Raw genomic sequence first — 17,127 nt, 5'->3', positions numbered from 1 at the left:
CAGGCGGCCCCACAATCCCTGCTCTGCACAGGCCCTACCGCGCCTGAGTCACCCGGTCCACCAGATAAACCAGGCTGTGGTAATCGATGCCGCTGTGGGTCGATAGCCCGATCTCGCAGGTGCGGCTGGTGGAAATGCCTTCACCGCAATACTGCACGGCGTCCTTCAGGCTGCGCAGGGAGTGGGCATTGAGCTCAGGTGTGGTGAAGCCCTTGTCGCCGGCAAAACCACAGCAGTGAATACCTTCTGGTATCACCACCTGCTTGCTGCAGAGCCGTGCCAGGTCGATCAGTGCCTGGCTCTCGCCCAGGTGCTGGGTACTGCAGGTGACATGCACGGCCACGGGGGTGTCCTGGGGGGTGAACGCCAGGCGGTCTACCAGGTGCGTGCGAATGAAGCGCACCGGGTCGTACAGGTCCAGGCGCGATTCGCCCAGGTCCTGCACCAGGCGCAAGGTGCAGGGGCTGGTGTCGCAGTAGATCGGGTCCAGGCCGCCACGGCTGGCGTGCAGCAGGGCGTTGATCAATTCCTGGCGCTTGTGTTCGGCCTGTTCCGGGTAGCCTTTGGACGCGAACGGCTGGCCGCAGCACAGGCTGTCGGCATTGTCGGGGAACACCACCTGGTAGCCGGCCTTTTCCAGTAGGGCGCGGGTCTTGTCCAGCAGCGGGGTTTGCTCCTGGTCGGCGAAGGCCGGGCCCATCACCCGTGAAACACACGCGGCCAGGTACACCACCCGCGGGCGGGCGTCGTTGCTGGCCGGGGCCAGGCTGAACGTGCGCAAGGGCTGCGGCATGGCCGGGGTCCATTGCGGCAAACGGCCCTGGCTGGCTTTGCTCAGCGAGGCGCTCAGGCGGCGCAGGCGGGGGGCGCCCAGCAGTTTGCGCGCAGTGTTGGCGGCAAGCAGGGTAAGGCGGGCGCCGGTCAGGGCGGTGTGAAAATGCTCGGCCAGCCAGTCGGCGGCCTTGCGGTGGTCTGCGGCCTGGCTGCGCAGTTTCTTCACCAGCTCACCGGTGTTGATGCCCACCGGGCAGCGCTGGGCGCACAGGCCGGTGGCGGCGCAGGTGTCGATGCCCTGGTACTGGAAGGTTTCGCGCAACTGGCGGGTATCCAGCCCTGCGCGTTGCCTGGCCTGGATGTCCCGCCACATCACGATGCGCTGGCGCGGGCTGAGGGTCAGGCCTTTGGAGGGGCACACCGGCTCGCAGAAGCCACACTCGATGCACTTGTCGACGATCGCGTCGGCGGCAGGTAGCGGCTTGAGGTTTTTCAGGTGGATGCTTGGGTCTTCACTCAGCACCACGTCGGGGTTGAGGATGCCGTTTGGGTCCAGCAGGCGCTTGAGCTGCCACATCAGCTGGTAGGCGTCCTGGCCCCACTCCAGCTCGACGAAGGGCGCCATGTTGCGGCCAGTGCCGTGCTCGGCCTTGAGCGAGCCGCCAAACTCCACCGCCACCAGTTGCGCCACGTCGTCCATGAACGCCTGGTAGCGGGCCACTTCTTCGGCACTGTTGAACCCCTGGGTGAAGACGAAGTGCAGGTTGCCTTCCAGGGCATGGCCAAAAATGATCGCTTCGTCATACCGGTGCTTGTCGAACAGCTGGATCAGCCGGTTAACGCCCTCTGCGAGCTGCTCGACGGGGAACGTCACGTCTTCGATGATCACGGTGGTGCCGGTCTGGCGCACGGCGCCGACGGCGGGGAAGGTGTCCTTGCGGATTTTCCACAGCTGGTTGTACACCGCCGGATCTTCACTGAAGTTCACCTGCTGCTCCAGGGGGAACTCGGCGATCGAAGCCATCACCTGCTGCAGTTGTTCATGCAGCAGGCTCTGGCTGGCGGCACGGGACTCGATCAGCAGGGCGCAGGCGTTGGCTGACAGGCCCTTCACCCACAGCGGCATGCCAGGCATGCCCTGCACCGAGCGCAGGCTGCGGCGGTCGAGCAACTCCACGGCCGATACTGGCTGGCGCTTGAGAATAGGCACAGCGCGGCAGCAGCTCTCGACACTGGGGAACACCAGCAGGGCGCTGGCTTTGTGCGGGTGGTCGGGCACGGTGTTGTAGGTGACCGCACTGATGAACCCCAAGGTGCCTTCAGACCCCACCAGCAGGTGCTGCAGGATGTCCAGCGGCTGGTCGTAATCCACCAGCGCATTGAGTGACAGACCGGTGGTGTTCTTCAGCCGGTATTTGTGGCGGATGCGCTCGGCCAGCGCTGTGTTGGCGCGGGTTTCCCGGCCCAGGCGGGCGAGTGCCTCCAGCAGCGGTGCGTGGCTTTGCTCGAAGGCGGCGATGCTGGTGGGGTCTTCGCTGTCCAGGCGCGTGCCGTCGGCCAGCACCAGGCGCAGGCCGGCCAGGGTGTGGTAGGTGTTCTGAGCCGTGCCGCAGCACATGCCACTGGCGTTGTTGGCGACGATGCCGCCGATCTTGCAGGCATTGATCGACGCCGGGTCGGGGCCGATCTTGCGGCCGAACGGCGCCAGCCAGGCATTGGCCTGGGCCCCGATTACACCGGGCTGCAGGCGGATCTGCTCGCCGTGGCCACGGATTTCGCGGCCGTTCCAGTTGTCACCCAGCACGATCAGCACCGAGTCGCTGATGGCCTGGCCCGACAGGCTGGTGCCGGCGGCGCGGAAGGTGACCGGCACGCGGTCGCGTTGGGCCAACCGCATAAGGCCCACCACTTCGTCCTCGGACTCCACCCGTACCACCAGTTTGGGGATCAGGCGGTAGAAGCTGGCATCGGTGCCGAAGGCCAGGGTGGCGGTGGGGGCGTCGAAACGGCGCTCGGCCGGTATCAGGCGCTCGGCATCTCGCAGAAACGCAGCGGGCAGGCTCATGCAGTCTCCTCGCGGGGCCGCGGCATCTGGTGCGCCGCGTGCCCCGGTATTCAGGCGGTGTGTCGGCAGGCGCTCAGGCGCCCAGTTCGCGCACCAGCGAGTCGCGGGTGATCTCGCTGATGGACTTGGTACCGGTCAGCACCATGGCGACGCGCATTTCCTTCTCGAACAGCTCCAGCAGGTTCTTCACCCCGGCCTGGCCGTGCACGGCCAGTGCATACAGGAAGGCGCGGCCGATCAGCACGGTGTCGGCGCCCAGGGCGATCATGCGCACCACGTCCAGGCCACTGCGGATGCCCGAATCGGCCAGGATCTTCAAGTCACCTTTCACGGCGTCGGCGATGGCCGGCAGCGCACGGGCGCTGGACAGCACGCCATCAAGCTGGCGGCCGCCGTGGTTGGAGACCACGATGCCATCGGCACCGAACTTGACTGCGTCGCGCGCGTCGTCGGCGTCCAGGATGCCCTTGATGATCATCGGGCCGTCCCAGAATTCGCGGATCCATTCCAGGTCACGCCAGGAAATGGACGGGTCGAAGTTGTTGGCCAGCCAGCCGATGTAGTCGGCCAGACCTGTTGGGTTGCCACGGTAGTTAGAGATGTTGCCCAGGTCGTGCGGGCGGCCCATCACGCCGACGTCCCATGCCCATTCGGGGTGGGTCATGGCTTGCAGCACGCGGCGCAGCGGGCCGTTTCTGCCGCTCATGCCCGAATGAGCATCGCGGTAGCGGGCGCCGGGGGTGGGCATGTCGACGGTGAACACCAAGGTGCGCACGCCAGCGGCCTTGGCACGCTCCAGGGCGTTGCGCATGAAGCCACGGTCCTTGAGTACATACAGCTGGAACCACATGGGCCGGTCGATGGCCGGGGCCACTTCTTCGATCGGGCACACAGACACCGTGGACATCGTGAACGGAATGCCGTGGGCCGCTGCGGCGCGGGCAGCCTGCACTTCGCCACGGCGAGCGTACATGCCGGTGAGCCCGACAGGGGCCAAGGCCACGGGCATGCTCAGGGTTTCACCGAACAGCTCGGTTTGCAGGCTGAGTTCGGACATGTTCTTCAGCACGCGTTGACGCAAGGCGATGCTGGCCAGGTCCGAAACGTTGTGGCGCAGGGTGTGCTCGGCGTAGGCGCCGCCGTCGGCATAGTGGAACAGGAACGGCGGCAGCTTGCGTTGCGCGGCGGCGCGGTAGTCGGTAGAGGCAGAAATGATCATGGGCTCTCGCAGCGTGGCTTGTGAGGTTTGCCGGGCGCAGCAGGCGCCCGGCCCCTTTCACTTTAGTGATGAACCAGCATGCCGGTCAGCCAGTAGGCCTGCACCAGGGTGATCAGGCCGACGATAGTGGCGAAGAACAGGCTGTGCTTGACGGTGAAGCGGAACAGGTCGGATTCCTTGCCTACCAGGCCGGTGGCGGCGCAGGCCACGGCGATGGACTGTGGCGAGATCATCTTGCCGGTCACGCCGCCGCTGGTGTTGGCGGCAACCAGCAGGGTGTCGTTGACCCCGATCTGGTGCGCGGTGGTGGCCTGCAGCGAGCTGAACAGGGCATTGGACGAGGTGTCCGAGCCGGTCAGGAATACGCCCAGCCAGCCCAGGAACGGCGAGAAGAACGGGAACGCTGCGCCAGTGCCGGCCAGTACCAAGGCCATGGTCGACGACATGCCCGAATAGTTGGTGACGAAGGCGAAGGCCAGCACCATGCCGATGGACAGGATCGGCCAGCGCAGCTCACACAAGGTTTCCTTGAAAGTGGTAAGACCAGTTTTCGGGTTGATTTTCAGCACGGCCATGGAGATCAGCGCAGACAGGAAGATCGCCGTGCCGGTGGCCGAAATCGGGTCGAGCTTGAACACCGCCGGCATGGGCGTGGCGGCTGCGACGATGGGTGCGGTTTTGATCACCAGCTGGTCAAGGTGCGGGATGGCGAAGTTGAACACGAAGTTGTACATCGCACCGCCCGGTGCGAACGCCGCCTTGAACGGCTTGAGGGTCCAGATCGTGACCAGCACGGTAAGGATCAGGAACGGCGACCAGGCCTTGAAGATTTCGCCCAGGCTGTAAGGGCTTGGCTGGCTGCCGGCGGACTGCACCACGGCAGCGCCAACGCTGCCGTCTGCCTGGACCATCGCGCGTTTAGGCTGCCATACCTTCAGGAACAGGGTCAGGGCGATCAGGCTGGCCAGGGCCGAGGTGATGTCCGGCAGTTCGGGGCCGATGAAGTTGGAGGTGAAGTACTGGGTAACGGCGAAGCTCAGGCCAGCCACCAGGGCGGCAGGCCAGGTTTCCTTGACGCCGCGCAGGCCGTCCATCATGAACACCAGCCAGAACGGTACGAACAGCGACAGCAGGGGCAGTTGGCGGCCGGTCATGGCGCCGATATGGAAGGCGTCGATACCGGTGACCTGCCCGGCCACGATGATCGGGATACCCAGGGCGCCGAACGCTACGGGTGCGGTGTTGGCGATCAGGCACAGGCCGGCGGCGTACAGCGGGTTGAAACCCAGGCCCACCAGCAGGGCGGCTGTGATGGCCACCGGTGCGCCGAAGCCCGCCGCGCCCTCGAGAAAGGCCCCGAAGCAGAAGCCGATCAGCAGCACTTGCAGGCGCTGGTCGTCGGTGATCGACAGCACCGAGCTGCGGATCACTTCGAACTGGCCGCTCTTGACCGTGAGTTTGTACAGGAACACCGCGGCAACGATGATCCAGGCAATCGGCCAGAGGCCGTAGAGGAAGCCATAGCCCGCAGCAGCCAGGGCCATGTCGACGGGCATGTGGAAGGCGAAGATCGCCACCAGAATCGACAGTGCAAGCGTGATGCTGCCGGCTACGTGGCCCTTGAGGCGGAACACGGCCAGGGCAAGGAAGAAGAATACGATCGGGATGACCGCCGCCAGTGCGGACAAGCCAAGACTGCCCAGCGGGCTGTAGATTTGTTGCCAGGTTTGCATATGGGGTGGCCCCTAATTGTTGTTGGTTTTGCACTGGCCTTGGTTAATTGGTAATACCAATTTACAGCGGCTGGTCGCTAGGTTAAAAGCGTGCTCAGGGGTGTGTCAATTTGTCCGATGCAAAACTTTGGTCGAGTGCCGATGAGCGGGCTGTTGATCCGGCGCAGAAAACCGCTGTTGGTGGGTGTTTGCCAGGTGTGGATCGGCGAGAATAGGGGCCCCGGATTTCTGCCGGGGTTTGTGGAGAGCATGTGATGGTTTTTGATCAGGTCCGCCAGCGGCGCCTGTCCGACGACATCGTCGATCGGTTGGAAGGGATGATTCTGGAAGGCACGCTGACCTCGGGGCAGCGGTTGCCAGCCGAGCGCGCCCTGGCCGAGCAGTTCGGTGTATCGCGCCCGTCACTGCGCGAAGCGATCCAGAAGCTGGTGGCCAAAGGGCTGCTGATCAGCCGGCAGGGCGGTGGTAACTACGTGGCCGAAACCTTGGGGTCTACCTTCAGCGACCCGCTGCTGCAGTTGCTCGAACATAGCCCTGAAGCCCAGCGCGACCTGCTGGAATTCCGGCATACGCTGGAAGCGTCATGCGCTTACTATGCGGCCCAGCGCGCCACTGGGCCCGACCGTGAGCGGCTGAAGGCGGCGTTCGATGTGCTGCAGGATTGCTACACCCGGGTGGGTGAAGTCACCCGCGCCGAGGAGGGCGCAGCCGATGCGCGCTTTCACCTGGCCATTGCCGAAGCCAGCCATAACGCGGTGCTGCTGCACACCATCCGTGGCCTGTTCGATTTGCTCAAGCGCAATGTGGTCACCAATATCGGCGGCATGTATCAGCAGCGCAGCGAAACCCGCGACATGCTGATCAGTCAGCACCGCGAGTTGTACCGGGCGATTGTCGAAGGCAGGGCGGAGGATGCGCGGGAGGTGTCCAGCCGGCACATTCTGTATGTGCAGGAAGTGCTGGAAGAAGCGCACCAGGAAGCCCAGCGGGTGGCCAGGGCTGAGCGGCGCAGCGGGCGCTAGGCCACGCTGCGGCTCGGGCATTCGCGGCTACCCGCGGAATGGGCGGGTAGGGGCTAGTCTTCCTTGCCCTTGTTCCGCACGGCGCGTTGCAGCTCGCGGTTGGAATCACGTTCGCGCACCGTATCGCGCTTGTCGTATTCCTTCTTGCCCTTGCCCAGTGCGATTTCGCACTTGATCAGGTGCTTGCTCCAGTACAGCGCCAGCGCCACGCAGGTGTAACCCTTTTGCGCCACGGCGGCTTCGACGCGCTCCAGTTCTCGCTTGTTGAGCAGCAGCTTGCGCGAGCGAATAGGGTCGGCAATGACGTGGGTGCTGGCGGTGGTCAGCGGGGTGATGTGGCTGCCGAACAGCCAGGCTTCACCGTCCTTGAGCAGCACGTAGCTGTCGGTCAGGTGTGCCTTGCCGGCCCGCAGGCTTTTTACTTCCCAGCCGGACAGGACCAGCCCGGCCTCGAACTTGTGTTCGATGAAGTAATCGTGTCGCGCTTTCTTGTTTTGCGCGATGGTCCCGGTCGGATGTTTTTTTTGCTTAGCCATAGGGGCCGCATTATAGGCAAGTCCGTGGGTGATCCGCCATGGGATTTCAGTGTGCTTGAGCCACTGGAATGAATACCGGACAATGCAAACACTGTCATAGCTACAGAACCTGTTTTCGGCATGCTGCTCAAGCACCGCCACCCAGCCTTGGAAGTGACGCCTGGATGACTACCCATATTCAACGCTCCGCCCTGCTGCCATACCCCGCCCAGGCGCTGTACGACCTGGTAAACGATGTGGCCAGCTACCCGGAATTCCTGCCTTGGTGTTCCGATTCGACGGTGCTCGAAGCCAGCGAAACCCACATGCGTGCCAAGCTCGAAGTGGCCAAGGGTGGTATCAGCCAGCACTTTGTCACGCGCAATGTGCTGGTGCCTGGGCAGTCCATCGAGATGAACCTGGAGGAGGGGCCGTTCACCCAGCTGCATGGTGTTTGGGTGTTCAAGGCCTTGGGCGAAAAAGCCTGCAAGATCAGCTTGGACCTGTCGTTCGACTACGCAGGGCCGATCGTGCGCGCTACGTTGGGCCCGTTGTTCAATCAGGCCGCCAACACCTTGGTGGACGCGTTTTGCCAGCGGGCCAAACAGTTGTACAGCTGACGGTTCGTCAGGCATTAAAAAGCCCGGACAGTGTCCGGGCTTTTTTGTGGCTGCGAGCCCTTAGCGGGTTTCGAGCGGGGCCGGGGTCGGCACTGGCGTGGTTTCGATGGTATCGATTTCGCGCTGGATGGACTCTTCGACCGAGCCTGGCTTGGCCGGGGTTTCTGCAGGCTGGGTGGCCGGCTGCTGACCTTGTTCGCCAGGGCTGACAGTAGTGTTGCTGCTGCCCCCGAGAATTTCCTGGTCGCGGCTGACACCTGGCATGAAGTCGCCGGACAGGTTGACCAATTGGTCGTTCTCGTTGAAGAACACGCTCATGCGTTCCTGCTGGCGTTGACCACCACCGGGCTGCAGGCTGTAGAGGTAATCCCACCGGTTGGTGTGGAAGGTATCCTGGATCAGGGGGTTGCCCATGATAAACCGCACTTGCCGTCGGGTCATTCCCGGACGCAATTGGTCTATCATGTCCTGCGTGACGACATTGCCCTGCTGGATGTCGATTTTGTAAACCCCGGGAAACGAGCAACCGGCGAGTGCGAGCAGTCCCACGAAGGTGAGGCTGGTTAGCAAGAGCTTGGTGTTTTGCATCGGTGGGCGACTTCCACTATCTTGGCTGGACAACGTAAACCCCGATCATACCCGTATTAAGAGAAGCTGCGAAGCAGCATCGGCGAGAAAGCTGACCATGGTTGAAAATAGCGAATTGCGCAAAGCCGGTCTCAAGGTGACCCTGCCTCGAGTCAAGATCCTCCAGATGCTCGACTCTGCCGAGCAGCGCCACATGAGTGCCGAGGACGTATACAAGGCCCTGATGGAAGCGGGCGAAGACGTGGGCCTTGCCACTGTCTACCGTGTTCTGACCCAGTTCGAAGCAGCAGGTCTGGTGGTTCGCCACAACTTCGACGGCGGTCATGCGGTGTTTGAACTGGCAGATGGCGGTCACCACGACCATATGGTCAACGTGGAGACCAGCGAGGTCATCGAGTTCATGGATGCCGAAATCGAGAAGCGCCAGCGTGAAATCGTGGCCGAGCATGGTTACGAGCTGGTGGACCACAATCTGGTCCTGTATGTGCGTAAGAAAAAGTAACGATTCTTAGCGTGCAGACGACAAAGGCGACCTTAGGGTCGCCTTTGTGCTTTATGGCTGCGCTCATGATAGGGAGCGGCGGATCAGGCCTTACCGCTCACCACCATCTTGCGCGCATGGGCCAGGGACTCTTTGGTCAGGTCGATGCCGCCCAGCATGCGCGCCACTTCCTCGACCCGTTCGCGCTTGCCGAGGCTGGCCACGGCGGTATGGGTATTGTCGCTGTGGCGCACCTTGTGCACGAACAGGTGATGATGGCCTTGCGCAGCAACCTGGGGCAGGTGCGTGACGGTGAGGACCTGGCCGCGCTCGCCCAGCCGGCGCAGCAACTGGCCGACGATTTCAGCGGTAGGCCCGCCGATGCCGACGTCAACTTCGTCGAACACCAACGTGGGGATACGCGAGGTCTGGGCGGTGATCACCTGTATCGCCAGGCTGATTCGGGACAGTTCACCACCAGAGGCAACCTTGGCGAGGCCCTTGAGCGGTTGCCCGGGGTTGGCGCTAACCAGCAGTTCGATCTGCTCCAGCCCGTGTGGCGACAGCTCGCTGCCCTCATTGGGCGTGAGCTCGATGCAGAAACGCCCACCCGGCATGCCCAGGCGCTGAATTTCCTGCTCGACCGCCACCGCCAACTGCTTGGCGGCATGCTGCCGTAGCCCGCTCAGCTCACGTGCCTTCTCTTTATAGTGCTGGGCAAATGCGGCGAGCTCATCACCCAGGCGCTCCACCGACTCATCGCTGGCATTCAGGCCCTCGAGCTCTTCCATCAACTGCTGTTGCAGGTGTGGCAGTTCGGTGGGGTGAACCCGGTGCTTGCGCGCGAGGGTGTAGATGGTGTCCAGGCGCTCTTCCAGCGCCTGCAGGCGCATGGGGTCGGCGTCGAAGTTGTCGAGGAAGCGGTTGAGCTCGCCTACGGCTTCTTCTACCTGTATCTGCGCGCTGGCGATCAGGTTGGCAGCCTCTGTCAACGCCTTGGGGGCATTGCTGGCAGCGCCCAGCCGGTTGAGGCTGGAGGTAAGGGCGCCGAGTACGTTGCCCGAGTCGCTCTCACTGCACTGCTCGATGACCTGGCGGCAGATGCCGAACAGGGCTTCGGCGCTGGTCAGGTTCTTGTGCTCCTGCTCCAGGTGCTCCAGCTCGTTTTCGCCTAGGCCCAGGTTGTCCAGCTCTTCGAGCTGGTAACTGAGCAACTGGTGCCGGGCACGCTGCTCGTCGCCGGAGTTGGACAGCCGCTCCAGCTCCAGGCGCGTCTGGTTCCAGCGTTTGGCGGCCAGCTGAACCTGCCGGGCCAGGTCGACGGCGCCAGCATACTCGTCCAGCAGCCGGCGATGGGTGTCGGCCTTCAAAAGCGACTGGTGCTCGTGCTGGCTGTGGATGTCGATGAGCAGCTCGCCCAGCGCCTTGAGGTCGCCGAGCGGGCAGGGCGTGCCGTTGATGTAGCCACGGCTGCGGCCTTCGGCGGTGATGACCCGGCGCAGGATGCAGGGGCCGTCGGTGGCCAGGTCGCGGTCGGCCAGCCAGGTGTGGGCCTCGGGGATGTCCACCAAATCGAAGGTGGCGAGGATGTCTGCCTTGTCGGTGCCGGGGCGCACCACGCCACTGTCGGCGCGGTCGCCCAGGGCCAGGCCCAGGGCATCGAGCATGATCGACTTGCCCGCACCGGTTTCACCCGTGATCACGGACATGCCGCGGGCGATTTCCAGGTCAAGGTGTTCGACGATGGCGTAGTTGTGAATGGACAGGTGCACCAGCATGAGGGCAGCTCCCGAAAGTCATGTCTGGTTATTTATACAGTAGTTTTTTTGGGTCTGCCAATGCCCTTCGGCAGATTTTGCCCGCTAGGCAAAAACCGCGCCTGGCCCTTGAAGCTGTTTTTTCCGGCCCCATATAGGCGACATCACCGGCGAGCCTGGCTCGCAGTCCCCAAAATTGCGCAGGAGAGACCCCATGGCTGATGAGCAGCTGAACGAGAAAGACCTTAACGTCGAGGAAACCGGTGCAGGCAACGCTGCCGACGCCCGTGTTCTGGAGCTCGAGGAGCAGCTGGCTGCAGCCAAGGACCAGTCGCTGCGCACGGTTGCCGAACTGCAGAATATCCGCCGGCGCGCCGAGCAGGACGTAGAAAAAGCCCACAAGTTCGCCCTGGAAAAGTTCTCCAGCGACCTGTTGCCGGTCATCGACAGCCTGGAGCTGGCCCTGGCTCACTCCAGCGCCGAGGACGAGCACGTCAAGCAAATCCGTGAAGGCGTCGAGCTCACGCTGAAAATGTTCCAGGACACCCTCAAGCGCTACAACCTCGAAGTGGTCGACCCGCACGGCCAGCCATTCAACCCTGAGCATCATCAGGCAATGGCCATGCAGGAAAGCGGCGATGTCGAGCCCAACAGCGTGCTGAACGTGTTCCAGAAAGGTTACCTGCTGAACGGCCGCCTGCTGCGCCCCGCCATGGTGGTGGTCAGCAAGGCGCCGAGCGCGGCGCAACCGTCTATCGACGAAAAGGCTTGAAATCCTTCCGGGCATCCCCATCTAGGTGTCAAGCCTTCAAGTATTACCGCAGTTGGCCAAAGTAGTCGCTGCTACCAAATTCAAGTTTCGGGAGAATCAACATGGGTAAAATCATCGGTATCGACCTGGGGACCACCAACTCGTGCGTCTCCGTACTGGAAAACGGTAACGTCAAGGTCATCGAGAACGCCGAGGGTGCACGTACCACCCCATCGATCGTTGCCTACGCCAACGACGGCGAAATCCTGGTCGGTCAGTCGGCCAAGCGCCAGGCTGTGACCAACCCGCACAACACCCTGTTCGCAGTGAAGCGCCTGATCGGCCGCCGCTTCGAAGAAGACGTCGTGCAGAAAGACATCAAGCTGGTGCCTTACAAGATCGTCAAGGCCGGCAACGGTGACGCCTGGGTGCAGGCCAGCGGCAAGGACATGGCGCCGCCGCAGATCAGCGCCGAAGTGCTGAAAAAAATGAAGAAGACCGCCGAAGACTACCTCGGTGAGACCGTTACCGAAGCGGTCATCACCGTGCCGGCCTACTTCAACGACAGCCAGCGTCAGGCCACCAAAGACGCCGGCCGCATCGCCGGTCTGGATGTGAAGCGCATCATCAACGAACCGACTGCCGCTGCACTGGCATACGGCATGGACAAGGCCAAGGGCGACCACACCGTGATCGTCTATGACCTGGGTGGTGGTACCTTCGACGTATCGGTCATCGAAATTGCCGAAGTCGATGGCGAGCACCAGTTCGAAGTGCTGGCTACCAACGGTGACACCTTCCTGGGTGGCGAAGACTTCGACATGCGCCTGATCGACTACCTCGTCGACGAGTTCAAGAAAGAGTCCGGCATGGACCTGAAGAACGATCCGCTGGCCCTGCAGCGCCTGAAAGAGGCAGCTGAAAAAGCCAAGATCGAGCTGTCTTCCGCCCAGTCGACCGACGTCAACCTGCCGTACATCACTGCAGATGCCACCGGTCCCAAGCACCTGAACGTGAAGATCTCCCGCGCCAAGCTGGAGTCGCTGGTCGAAGACCTGGTCAGCCGTACCATCGAGCCGTGCCGCATCGCCCTGAAAGACGCCGGCATCGACGCCAGCAAGATCGACGACGTGATCCTGGTCGGTGGCCAGACCCGTATGCCGATGGTGCAAAAAGCCGTTGCCGACTTCTTCGGCAAGGAAGCGCGCAAGGACGTCAACCCGGACGAAGCCGTGGCCATGGGTGCTGCCATCCAGGGTGCCGTACTGGCCGGTGACGTGAAGGACGTGCTGCTGCTGGACGTCAGCCCGCTGACCCTGGGTATCGAAACCATGGGCGGCGTGATGACCTCGCTGATCGAGAAGAACACCACCATCCCGACCAAGAAGTCGCAGGTGTTCTCCACCGCCGACGACAACCAGGGCGCTGTGACCATTCACGTACTGCAGGGCGAGCGCAAGCAAGCCACGCAGAACAAGTCGCTGGGCAAGTTCGACCTGGCTGACATTCCGCCAGCGCCACGTGGTGTGCCGCAAATCGAAGTGACCTTCGACATCGACGCCAACGGCATCCTGCATGTCAGCGCGAAGGACAAGGCCACTGGCAAGTCGCAGTCCATCGTCATCAAGGCCAACTCGGGCCTGTCGGACGAAGAAATCGAGCGCATGGTGCGTGACGCCGAGGCCAACGCCGAGGAAGACCGCAAGTTCGAAGAGCTGGCCGCTGCCCGTAACCAGGGTGACGCGCTGGTGCACTCGACCCGCAAGATGGTCGCCGATGCCGGTGACAAGGTTACCGCCGACGAGAAAACGGCCATCGAAGCGGCTGTCGTTGCCCTGGAAGCCGCCGTCAAAGGCGACGACAAGGCCGCGATCGACGCCAAGGTCGAAGAGCTGTCCAAGGTCTCTGCCCCGGTTGCCCAGAAGATGTACGCCGAGCAGTCGGCTGAACAGCCTCAGGGTGGCGCGCAGCAGGCCGAGTCGGAAGCCAAGCACGATGACGTGGTGGATGCCGAGTTCGAAGAAGTGAAAGACAACAACAAGCAGTAAACCCTGCATGTTGTCGGCCAGCCCACCGCCGCTTGGTGGTGAGCTGGTAGGATGTCGCCGCGCGGGGGCTTGCTCCCGCGTTGGCGTATCTGGAATTCGAGAATTTTTACAGCATCTGTCAGCCCTTGGGGCCGTGCAGGTGCTGACGGCGCGGCGCAGATGCCGAACGCCCAACAAGGTGCAAATGACCTATGTCCAAGCGTGATTATTATGAGGTGCTGGGTGTCGAGCGCGGCGCCACCGATGCCGACCTCAAGAAGGCTTACCGCCGTCTGGCGATGAAATTCCACCCGGACCGCAACCCCGGTGACAAGGAATCGGAAGACAAATTCAAGGAAGCCAACGAGGCCTACGAAGTACTGTCCGATGCCAGCAAGCGTGCGGCGTTCGACCAGTATGGCCACGCCGGTGTTGACCCAAGCATGGGTGGCGGCGGTGCAGGGTTCGGCGGCGCCAACTTCTCCGATATCTTCGGTGACGTGTTCAGCGACTTCTTCGGCGGAGGCCGTGGCGGCGGCCGCGGTGGTGCCCAGCGCGGCAGCGACCTGCGCTATACCCTCGAGCTGAACCTGGAAGAAGCCGTGCGTGGCACCACGGTGAGCATCCGCGTACCCACCCTGGTCAACTGCCAGCCGTGCGATGGCACGGGTGCCAAGAAGGGCTCTACGCCGTCCACCTGCCCGACCTGTGGCGGTATTGGCCAGGTGCGCATGCAGCAGGGCTTCTTCTCGGTGCAGCAGACGTGCCCGCGCTGCCATGGCCAGGGCAAGATCATCACCGACCCGTGCAACGCCTGCCATGGCGAAGGCCGGGTCGAAGAATACAAGACGCTGTCGGTCAAGGTGCCGGCGGGTGTCGATACCGGTGACCGCATTCGCCTGTCGGGTGAAGGCGAGGCCGGTAGCCACGGCGGGCCAACCGGTGACCTGTATGTGGTCATCAACGTGCGCGAGCACGAAATCTTCCAGCGCGACGGCAAGCACCTGTACTGCGAAGTGCCTATCAGCTTTACCGATGCCTCCCTGGGTGGTGAGCTGGAAGTGCCAACGCTCGATGGCCGGGTCAAGTTGCGCATTCCCGAGGGCACCCAGACCGGCAAGCAGTTCCGCCTGCGCGGCAAGGGCGTGGCGCCCGTGCGCGGGGGTGGTGCCGGTGACCTGCTGTGCCGTGTGGCGGTGGAAACGCCGGTCAACCTCAGCCGCCGTCAGCGCGAACTGCTCGAAGAATTGCGTGACTCGCTGGAAGGTGACAGCTCCCATTCGCCCAAGGCCAGCGGTTGGTTCGATGGCGTGAAGCGCTTCTTCGGCGATCTCTGACAAGGAAAAGGCTATGCGACGTATTGCAGTGATGGGCGCGGCAGGGCGTATGGGCAAGACCCTGGTCGAAGCGGTGCAGCAAACCGCAGGTGCCGGGCTGACGGCAGCCATCGACCGCCCTGACAGCTCCCTGGTCGGGGCCGATGCAGGCGAGCTGGCGGCCCTGGGCCGCATTGGCGTGCTGCTGTCTGACGACCTGGCCAAGGTTGCCGATGACTTCGATGTGCTGATCGACTTCACTCACCCCTCGGTGACCCTGAAAAACCTCGCGTTCTGCCGCAAGCACGGCAAGGCGATGGTGATTGGTACCACCGGCTTCACGGTGGAAGAAAAGCACCTGCTGGCCGAGGCGGGCAAGGACATCCCTATCGTCTTCGCGGCCAACTTCAGCGTCGGCGTAAACCTCAGCCTCAAGCTGCTGGACATCGCCGCGCGCGTGCTGGGTGACGACGTGGACATCGAGATCATCGAGGCGCACCACCGGCACAAGGTGGATGCACCGTCGGGCACTGCGCTGCGCATGGGCGAAGTGGTTGCCAGTGCGCTGGGCCGTGATCTGCAGGAAGTGGCGGTGTACGGCCGTGAGGGCCAGACGGGCGCCCGCGACCGCAAGACCATCGGTTTTGCCACCGTGCGTGCCGGTGATGTGGTGGGTGACCACACTGTGCTGTTCGCTGCCGAGGGTGAGCGCCTTGAAATCACCCACAAGGCTTCAAGCCGCATGACCTTTGCCAAGGGAGCCGTGCGTGCGGCCCTGTGGCTCGATGGGCGTGAAGCCGGGCTGTATGACATGCAGGATGTGCTTGAGCTGCATTGAGTTGCAGGCGGTGTCGGGTTCACCTTGTGGTGAGCCCGCTCCCCATTGCGGCTACTGGCCTGTCGCATTCTTGTGTTTTAGAGGCACATCTGCGGTAGACCGAAAACGCACTTTTCTGTAAGCTACAGCTTTAGTGTGTCCACTAAAAGCGCGCAGCGAATTGAATTCAGCACATGAAAGCGGGGTGACGTGTCCATACGTCACTCCGCTTTTTTGCAACCTGCGATCGCCCCTTCATGCTTGATTTACGGGAGGTCTTCTTGACAAAGCCAGCCATACTCGCCCTTGCCGACGGCAGTATTTTTCGCGGTGAGGCAATCGGTGCCGACGGTCAGACCGTTGGTGAAGTGGTTTTCAACACCGCTATGACCGGCTACCAGGAAATCCTTACAGACCCTTCCTATGCGCAGCAAATCGTCACCCTGACCTACCCGCACATCGGCAACACCGGTACCACCCCGGAAGACGCCGAGTCGAACCGTGTATGGTCCGCCGGCCTGGTCATCCGTGACCTGCCGCTGCTGGCCAGCAACTGGCGCAACACCCAGTCGCTGCCGGAGTACCTCAAGGCCAACAATGTGGTAGCCATCGCCGGTATCGACACCCGTCGCCTTACCCGTATCCTGCGTGAGAAGGGCGCTCAGAACGGCTGCATCCTGGCCGGTGACGACATCAGCGAAGAAGCCGCCATCGCCGCCGCGCGTGGTTTCCCAGGCCTTAAGGGCATGGACCTGGCGAAGGTCGTTTCTACCAAGGAACGCTACGAGTGGCGCTCCAGCGTGTGGGAACTGAAAACCGACAGCCACCCCACCCTTGACGCTGCCGACCTGCCGTACCACGTGGTGGCCTTCGACTACGGCGTCAAGCTGAACATCCTGCGCATGCTGGTTGCCCGTGGCTGCCGCGTCACCGTGGTACCGGCCCAGACCCCGGCCAGCGAAGTGCTGGCGCTCAACCCCGATGGCGTGTTCCTGTCCAACGGCCCTGGCGACCCCGAGCCTTGCGACTACGCCATCCAGGCCATCAAGGAAATCCTTGAAACCGACATCCCGGTCTTCGGCATCTGCCTGGGCCACCAGCTGCTGGCCCTGGCCTCCGGCGCCAAGACCGTGAAGATGGGCCACGGCCACCACGGTGCCAACCACCCGGTCCAGGACCTGGACACCGGCGTGGTCATGATCACCAGCCAGAACCATGGCTTTGCCGTTGACGAAGCGACCTTGCCCGGCAATGTGCGCGCCATCCACAAGTCGCTGTTCGACGGTACCCTGCAGGGTATCGAACGCACCGACAAGAGCGCGTTCAGCTTCCAGGGCCACCCTGAGGCAAGCCCGGGCCCGACCGATGTCGCGCCCCTGTTCGATCGTTTCACCGATGCCATGGCCAAGCGCCGCTGAGCATCCTGCTTCAAGGCCCCGGGC

Annotated in this window: 14 protein-coding genes; 8 read left to right on the top strand and 6 right to left on the bottom strand. The window is 62.9% G+C overall.

Going from position 1 to position 17,127, the window contains the following annotated elements; all coding sequences use genetic code 11:
• Window positions 1–34 precede the first annotated feature (34 nt).
• The 3 genes from IAE38_RS13160 to IAE38_RS13150 form a co-directional block, all read right to left on the bottom strand.
• A complete protein-coding gene (locus tag IAE38_RS13160; protein WP_201217903.1) occupies window positions 35–2,839 on the bottom strand; it encodes an FAD-binding and (Fe-S)-binding domain-containing protein in 2,805 nt (934 codons plus the stop codon).
• Window positions 2,840–2,912: 73 nt separating this feature from the next.
• The gene (lldD, locus tag IAE38_RS13155) at window positions 2,913–4,058 is read right to left on the bottom strand and encodes an FMN-dependent L-lactate dehydrogenase LldD (protein ID WP_201217902.1); all 1,146 of its coding nucleotides are present in this window, start codon (window positions 4,056–4,058) and stop codon (window positions 2,913–2,915) included.
• Between the two features lie 62 nt (window positions 4,059–4,120).
• The gene (locus IAE38_RS13150; RefSeq protein ID WP_201217901.1) at window positions 4,121–5,791 is read right to left on the bottom strand and encodes a lactate permease LctP family transporter; all 1,671 of its coding nucleotides are present in this window, start codon (window positions 5,789–5,791) and stop codon (window positions 4,121–4,123) included.
• A 254-nt stretch (window positions 5,792–6,045) separates the two neighbouring features.
• On the opposite strand from IAE38_RS13150, the gene IAE38_RS13145 reads away from it, so the two are divergent.
• On the top strand, window positions 6,046–6,813 hold the full coding sequence (locus IAE38_RS13145) for an FCD domain-containing protein (protein WP_201217900.1): 768 nt from the start codon (window positions 6,046–6,048) through the stop codon (window positions 6,811–6,813).
• A gap of 53 nt (window positions 6,814–6,866) precedes the next feature.
• On the opposite strand, the gene smpB is transcribed toward IAE38_RS13145, so the two are convergent.
• Complete coding sequence (gene smpB / locus IAE38_RS13140; RefSeq protein ID WP_028632642.1) at window positions 6,867–7,349, bottom strand: SsrA-binding protein SmpB; 483 nt, start codon at window positions 7,347–7,349, stop codon at window positions 6,867–6,869.
• Between the two features lie 164 nt (window positions 7,350–7,513).
• Here smpB and IAE38_RS13135 point away from each other — a divergent pair, with 164 nt between their 5' ends.
• Window positions 7,514–7,948: a type II toxin-antitoxin system RatA family toxin gene (locus IAE38_RS13135; protein WP_060481629.1), complete on the top strand. Its 435-nt coding sequence runs from the start codon at window positions 7,514–7,516 to the stop codon at window positions 7,946–7,948.
• Window positions 7,949–8,008: 60 nt separating this feature from the next.
• On the opposite strand, the gene IAE38_RS13130 is transcribed toward IAE38_RS13135, so the two are convergent.
• The gene (locus IAE38_RS13130; protein WP_028632640.1) at window positions 8,009–8,536 is read right to left on the bottom strand and encodes an outer membrane protein assembly factor BamE; all 528 of its coding nucleotides are present in this window, start codon (window positions 8,534–8,536) and stop codon (window positions 8,009–8,011) included.
• Window positions 8,537–8,633: 97 nt separating this feature from the next.
• Between IAE38_RS13130 and fur the strand changes: the two genes are divergently transcribed.
• Window positions 8,634–9,038 (top strand): ferric iron uptake transcriptional regulator, encoded by a 405-nt coding sequence (gene fur / locus IAE38_RS13125; protein ID WP_028632639.1) that lies wholly within the window; start codon window positions 8,634–8,636, stop codon window positions 9,036–9,038.
• Between the two features lie 83 nt (window positions 9,039–9,121).
• On the opposite strand, the gene recN is transcribed toward fur, so the two are convergent.
• Window positions 9,122–10,795 (bottom strand): DNA repair protein RecN, encoded by a 1,674-nt coding sequence (gene recN / locus IAE38_RS13120; RefSeq protein WP_201217898.1) that lies wholly within the window; start codon window positions 10,793–10,795, stop codon window positions 9,122–9,124.
• Window positions 10,796–10,988: 193 nt separating this feature from the next.
• On the opposite strand from recN, the gene grpE reads away from it, so the two are divergent.
• The 5 genes from grpE to carA all read left to right on the top strand — a co-directional run bounded on the left by grpE (window position 10,989) and on the right by carA (window position 17,103).
• Complete coding sequence (gene grpE / locus IAE38_RS13115) at window positions 10,989–11,546, top strand: nucleotide exchange factor GrpE (RefSeq protein WP_201163618.1); 558 nt, start codon at window positions 10,989–10,991, stop codon at window positions 11,544–11,546.
• A 101-nt stretch (window positions 11,547–11,647) separates the two neighbouring features.
• The gene (gene dnaK, locus IAE38_RS13110; RefSeq protein ID WP_201217897.1) at window positions 11,648–13,573 is read left to right on the top strand and encodes a molecular chaperone DnaK; all 1,926 of its coding nucleotides are present in this window, start codon (window positions 11,648–11,650) and stop codon (window positions 13,571–13,573) included.
• 191 nt (window positions 13,574–13,764) lie between these two features.
• On the top strand, window positions 13,765–14,889 hold the full coding sequence (gene dnaJ, locus IAE38_RS13105; RefSeq protein ID WP_201217895.1) for a molecular chaperone DnaJ: 1,125 nt from the start codon (window positions 13,765–13,767) through the stop codon (window positions 14,887–14,889).
• A 13-nt stretch (window positions 14,890–14,902) separates the two neighbouring features.
• On the top strand, window positions 14,903–15,706 hold the full coding sequence (gene dapB, locus IAE38_RS13100) for a 4-hydroxy-tetrahydrodipicolinate reductase (RefSeq protein ID WP_028632634.1): 804 nt from the start codon (window positions 14,903–14,905) through the stop codon (window positions 15,704–15,706).
• Between the two features lie 260 nt (window positions 15,707–15,966).
• Window positions 15,967–17,103 carry a glutamine-hydrolyzing carbamoyl-phosphate synthase small subunit gene (gene carA / locus IAE38_RS13095; RefSeq protein ID WP_028632633.1) on the top strand — a complete coding sequence of 379 codons (1,137 nt, stop codon included), beginning with the start codon at window positions 15,967–15,969 and terminating at the stop codon, window positions 17,101–17,103.
• Window positions 17,104–17,127: the final 24 nt, after the last annotated feature.

This window comes from Pseudomonas sp. S32, assembly GCF_016648095.1.
Taxonomy (GTDB): Bacteria; Pseudomonadota; Gammaproteobacteria; order Pseudomonadales; family Pseudomonadaceae; genus Aquipseudomonas; species Aquipseudomonas parafulva.
The sequence above is the reverse complement of the archived record's forward strand: the minus strand, read 5'-3'. Positions and strand labels throughout refer to the sequence as shown.

Coding starts and splice junctions, on each gene's coding strand:
- IAE38_RS13160 (WP_201217903.1), bottom strand. CDS start 2,839: ATGAGCCTGCCCGCTGCGTTTCTGCGAGATGCCGAGCGCCTGATACCG.
- lldD (WP_201217902.1), bottom strand. CDS start 4,058: ATGATCATTTCTGCCTCTACCGACTACCGCGCCGCCGCGCAACGCAAG.
- IAE38_RS13150 (WP_201217901.1), bottom strand. CDS start 5,791: ATGCAAACCTGGCAACAAATCTACAGCCCGCTGGGCAGTCTTGGCTTG.
- IAE38_RS13145 (WP_201217900.1), top strand. CDS start 6,046: ATGGTTTTTGATCAGGTCCGCCAGCGGCGCCTGTCCGACGACATCGTC.
- smpB (WP_028632642.1), bottom strand. CDS start 7,349: ATGGCTAAGCAAAAAAAACATCCGACCGGGACCATCGCGCAAAACAAG.
- IAE38_RS13135 (WP_060481629.1), top strand. CDS start 7,514: ATGACTACCCATATTCAACGCTCCGCCCTGCTGCCATACCCCGCCCAG.
- IAE38_RS13130 (WP_028632640.1), bottom strand. CDS start 8,536: ATGCAAAACACCAAGCTCTTGCTAACCAGCCTCACCTTCGTGGGACTG.
- fur (WP_028632639.1), top strand. CDS start 8,634: ATGGTTGAAAATAGCGAATTGCGCAAAGCCGGTCTCAAGGTGACCCTG.
- recN (WP_201217898.1), bottom strand. CDS start 10,795: ATGCTGGTGCACCTGTCCATTCACAACTACGCCATCGTCGAACACCTT.
- grpE (WP_201163618.1), top strand. CDS start 10,989: ATGGCTGATGAGCAGCTGAACGAGAAAGACCTTAACGTCGAGGAAACC.
- dnaK (WP_201217897.1), top strand. CDS start 11,648: ATGGGTAAAATCATCGGTATCGACCTGGGGACCACCAACTCGTGCGTC.
- dnaJ (WP_201217895.1), top strand. CDS start 13,765: ATGTCCAAGCGTGATTATTATGAGGTGCTGGGTGTCGAGCGCGGCGCC.
- dapB (WP_028632634.1), top strand. CDS start 14,903: ATGCGACGTATTGCAGTGATGGGCGCGGCAGGGCGTATGGGCAAGACC.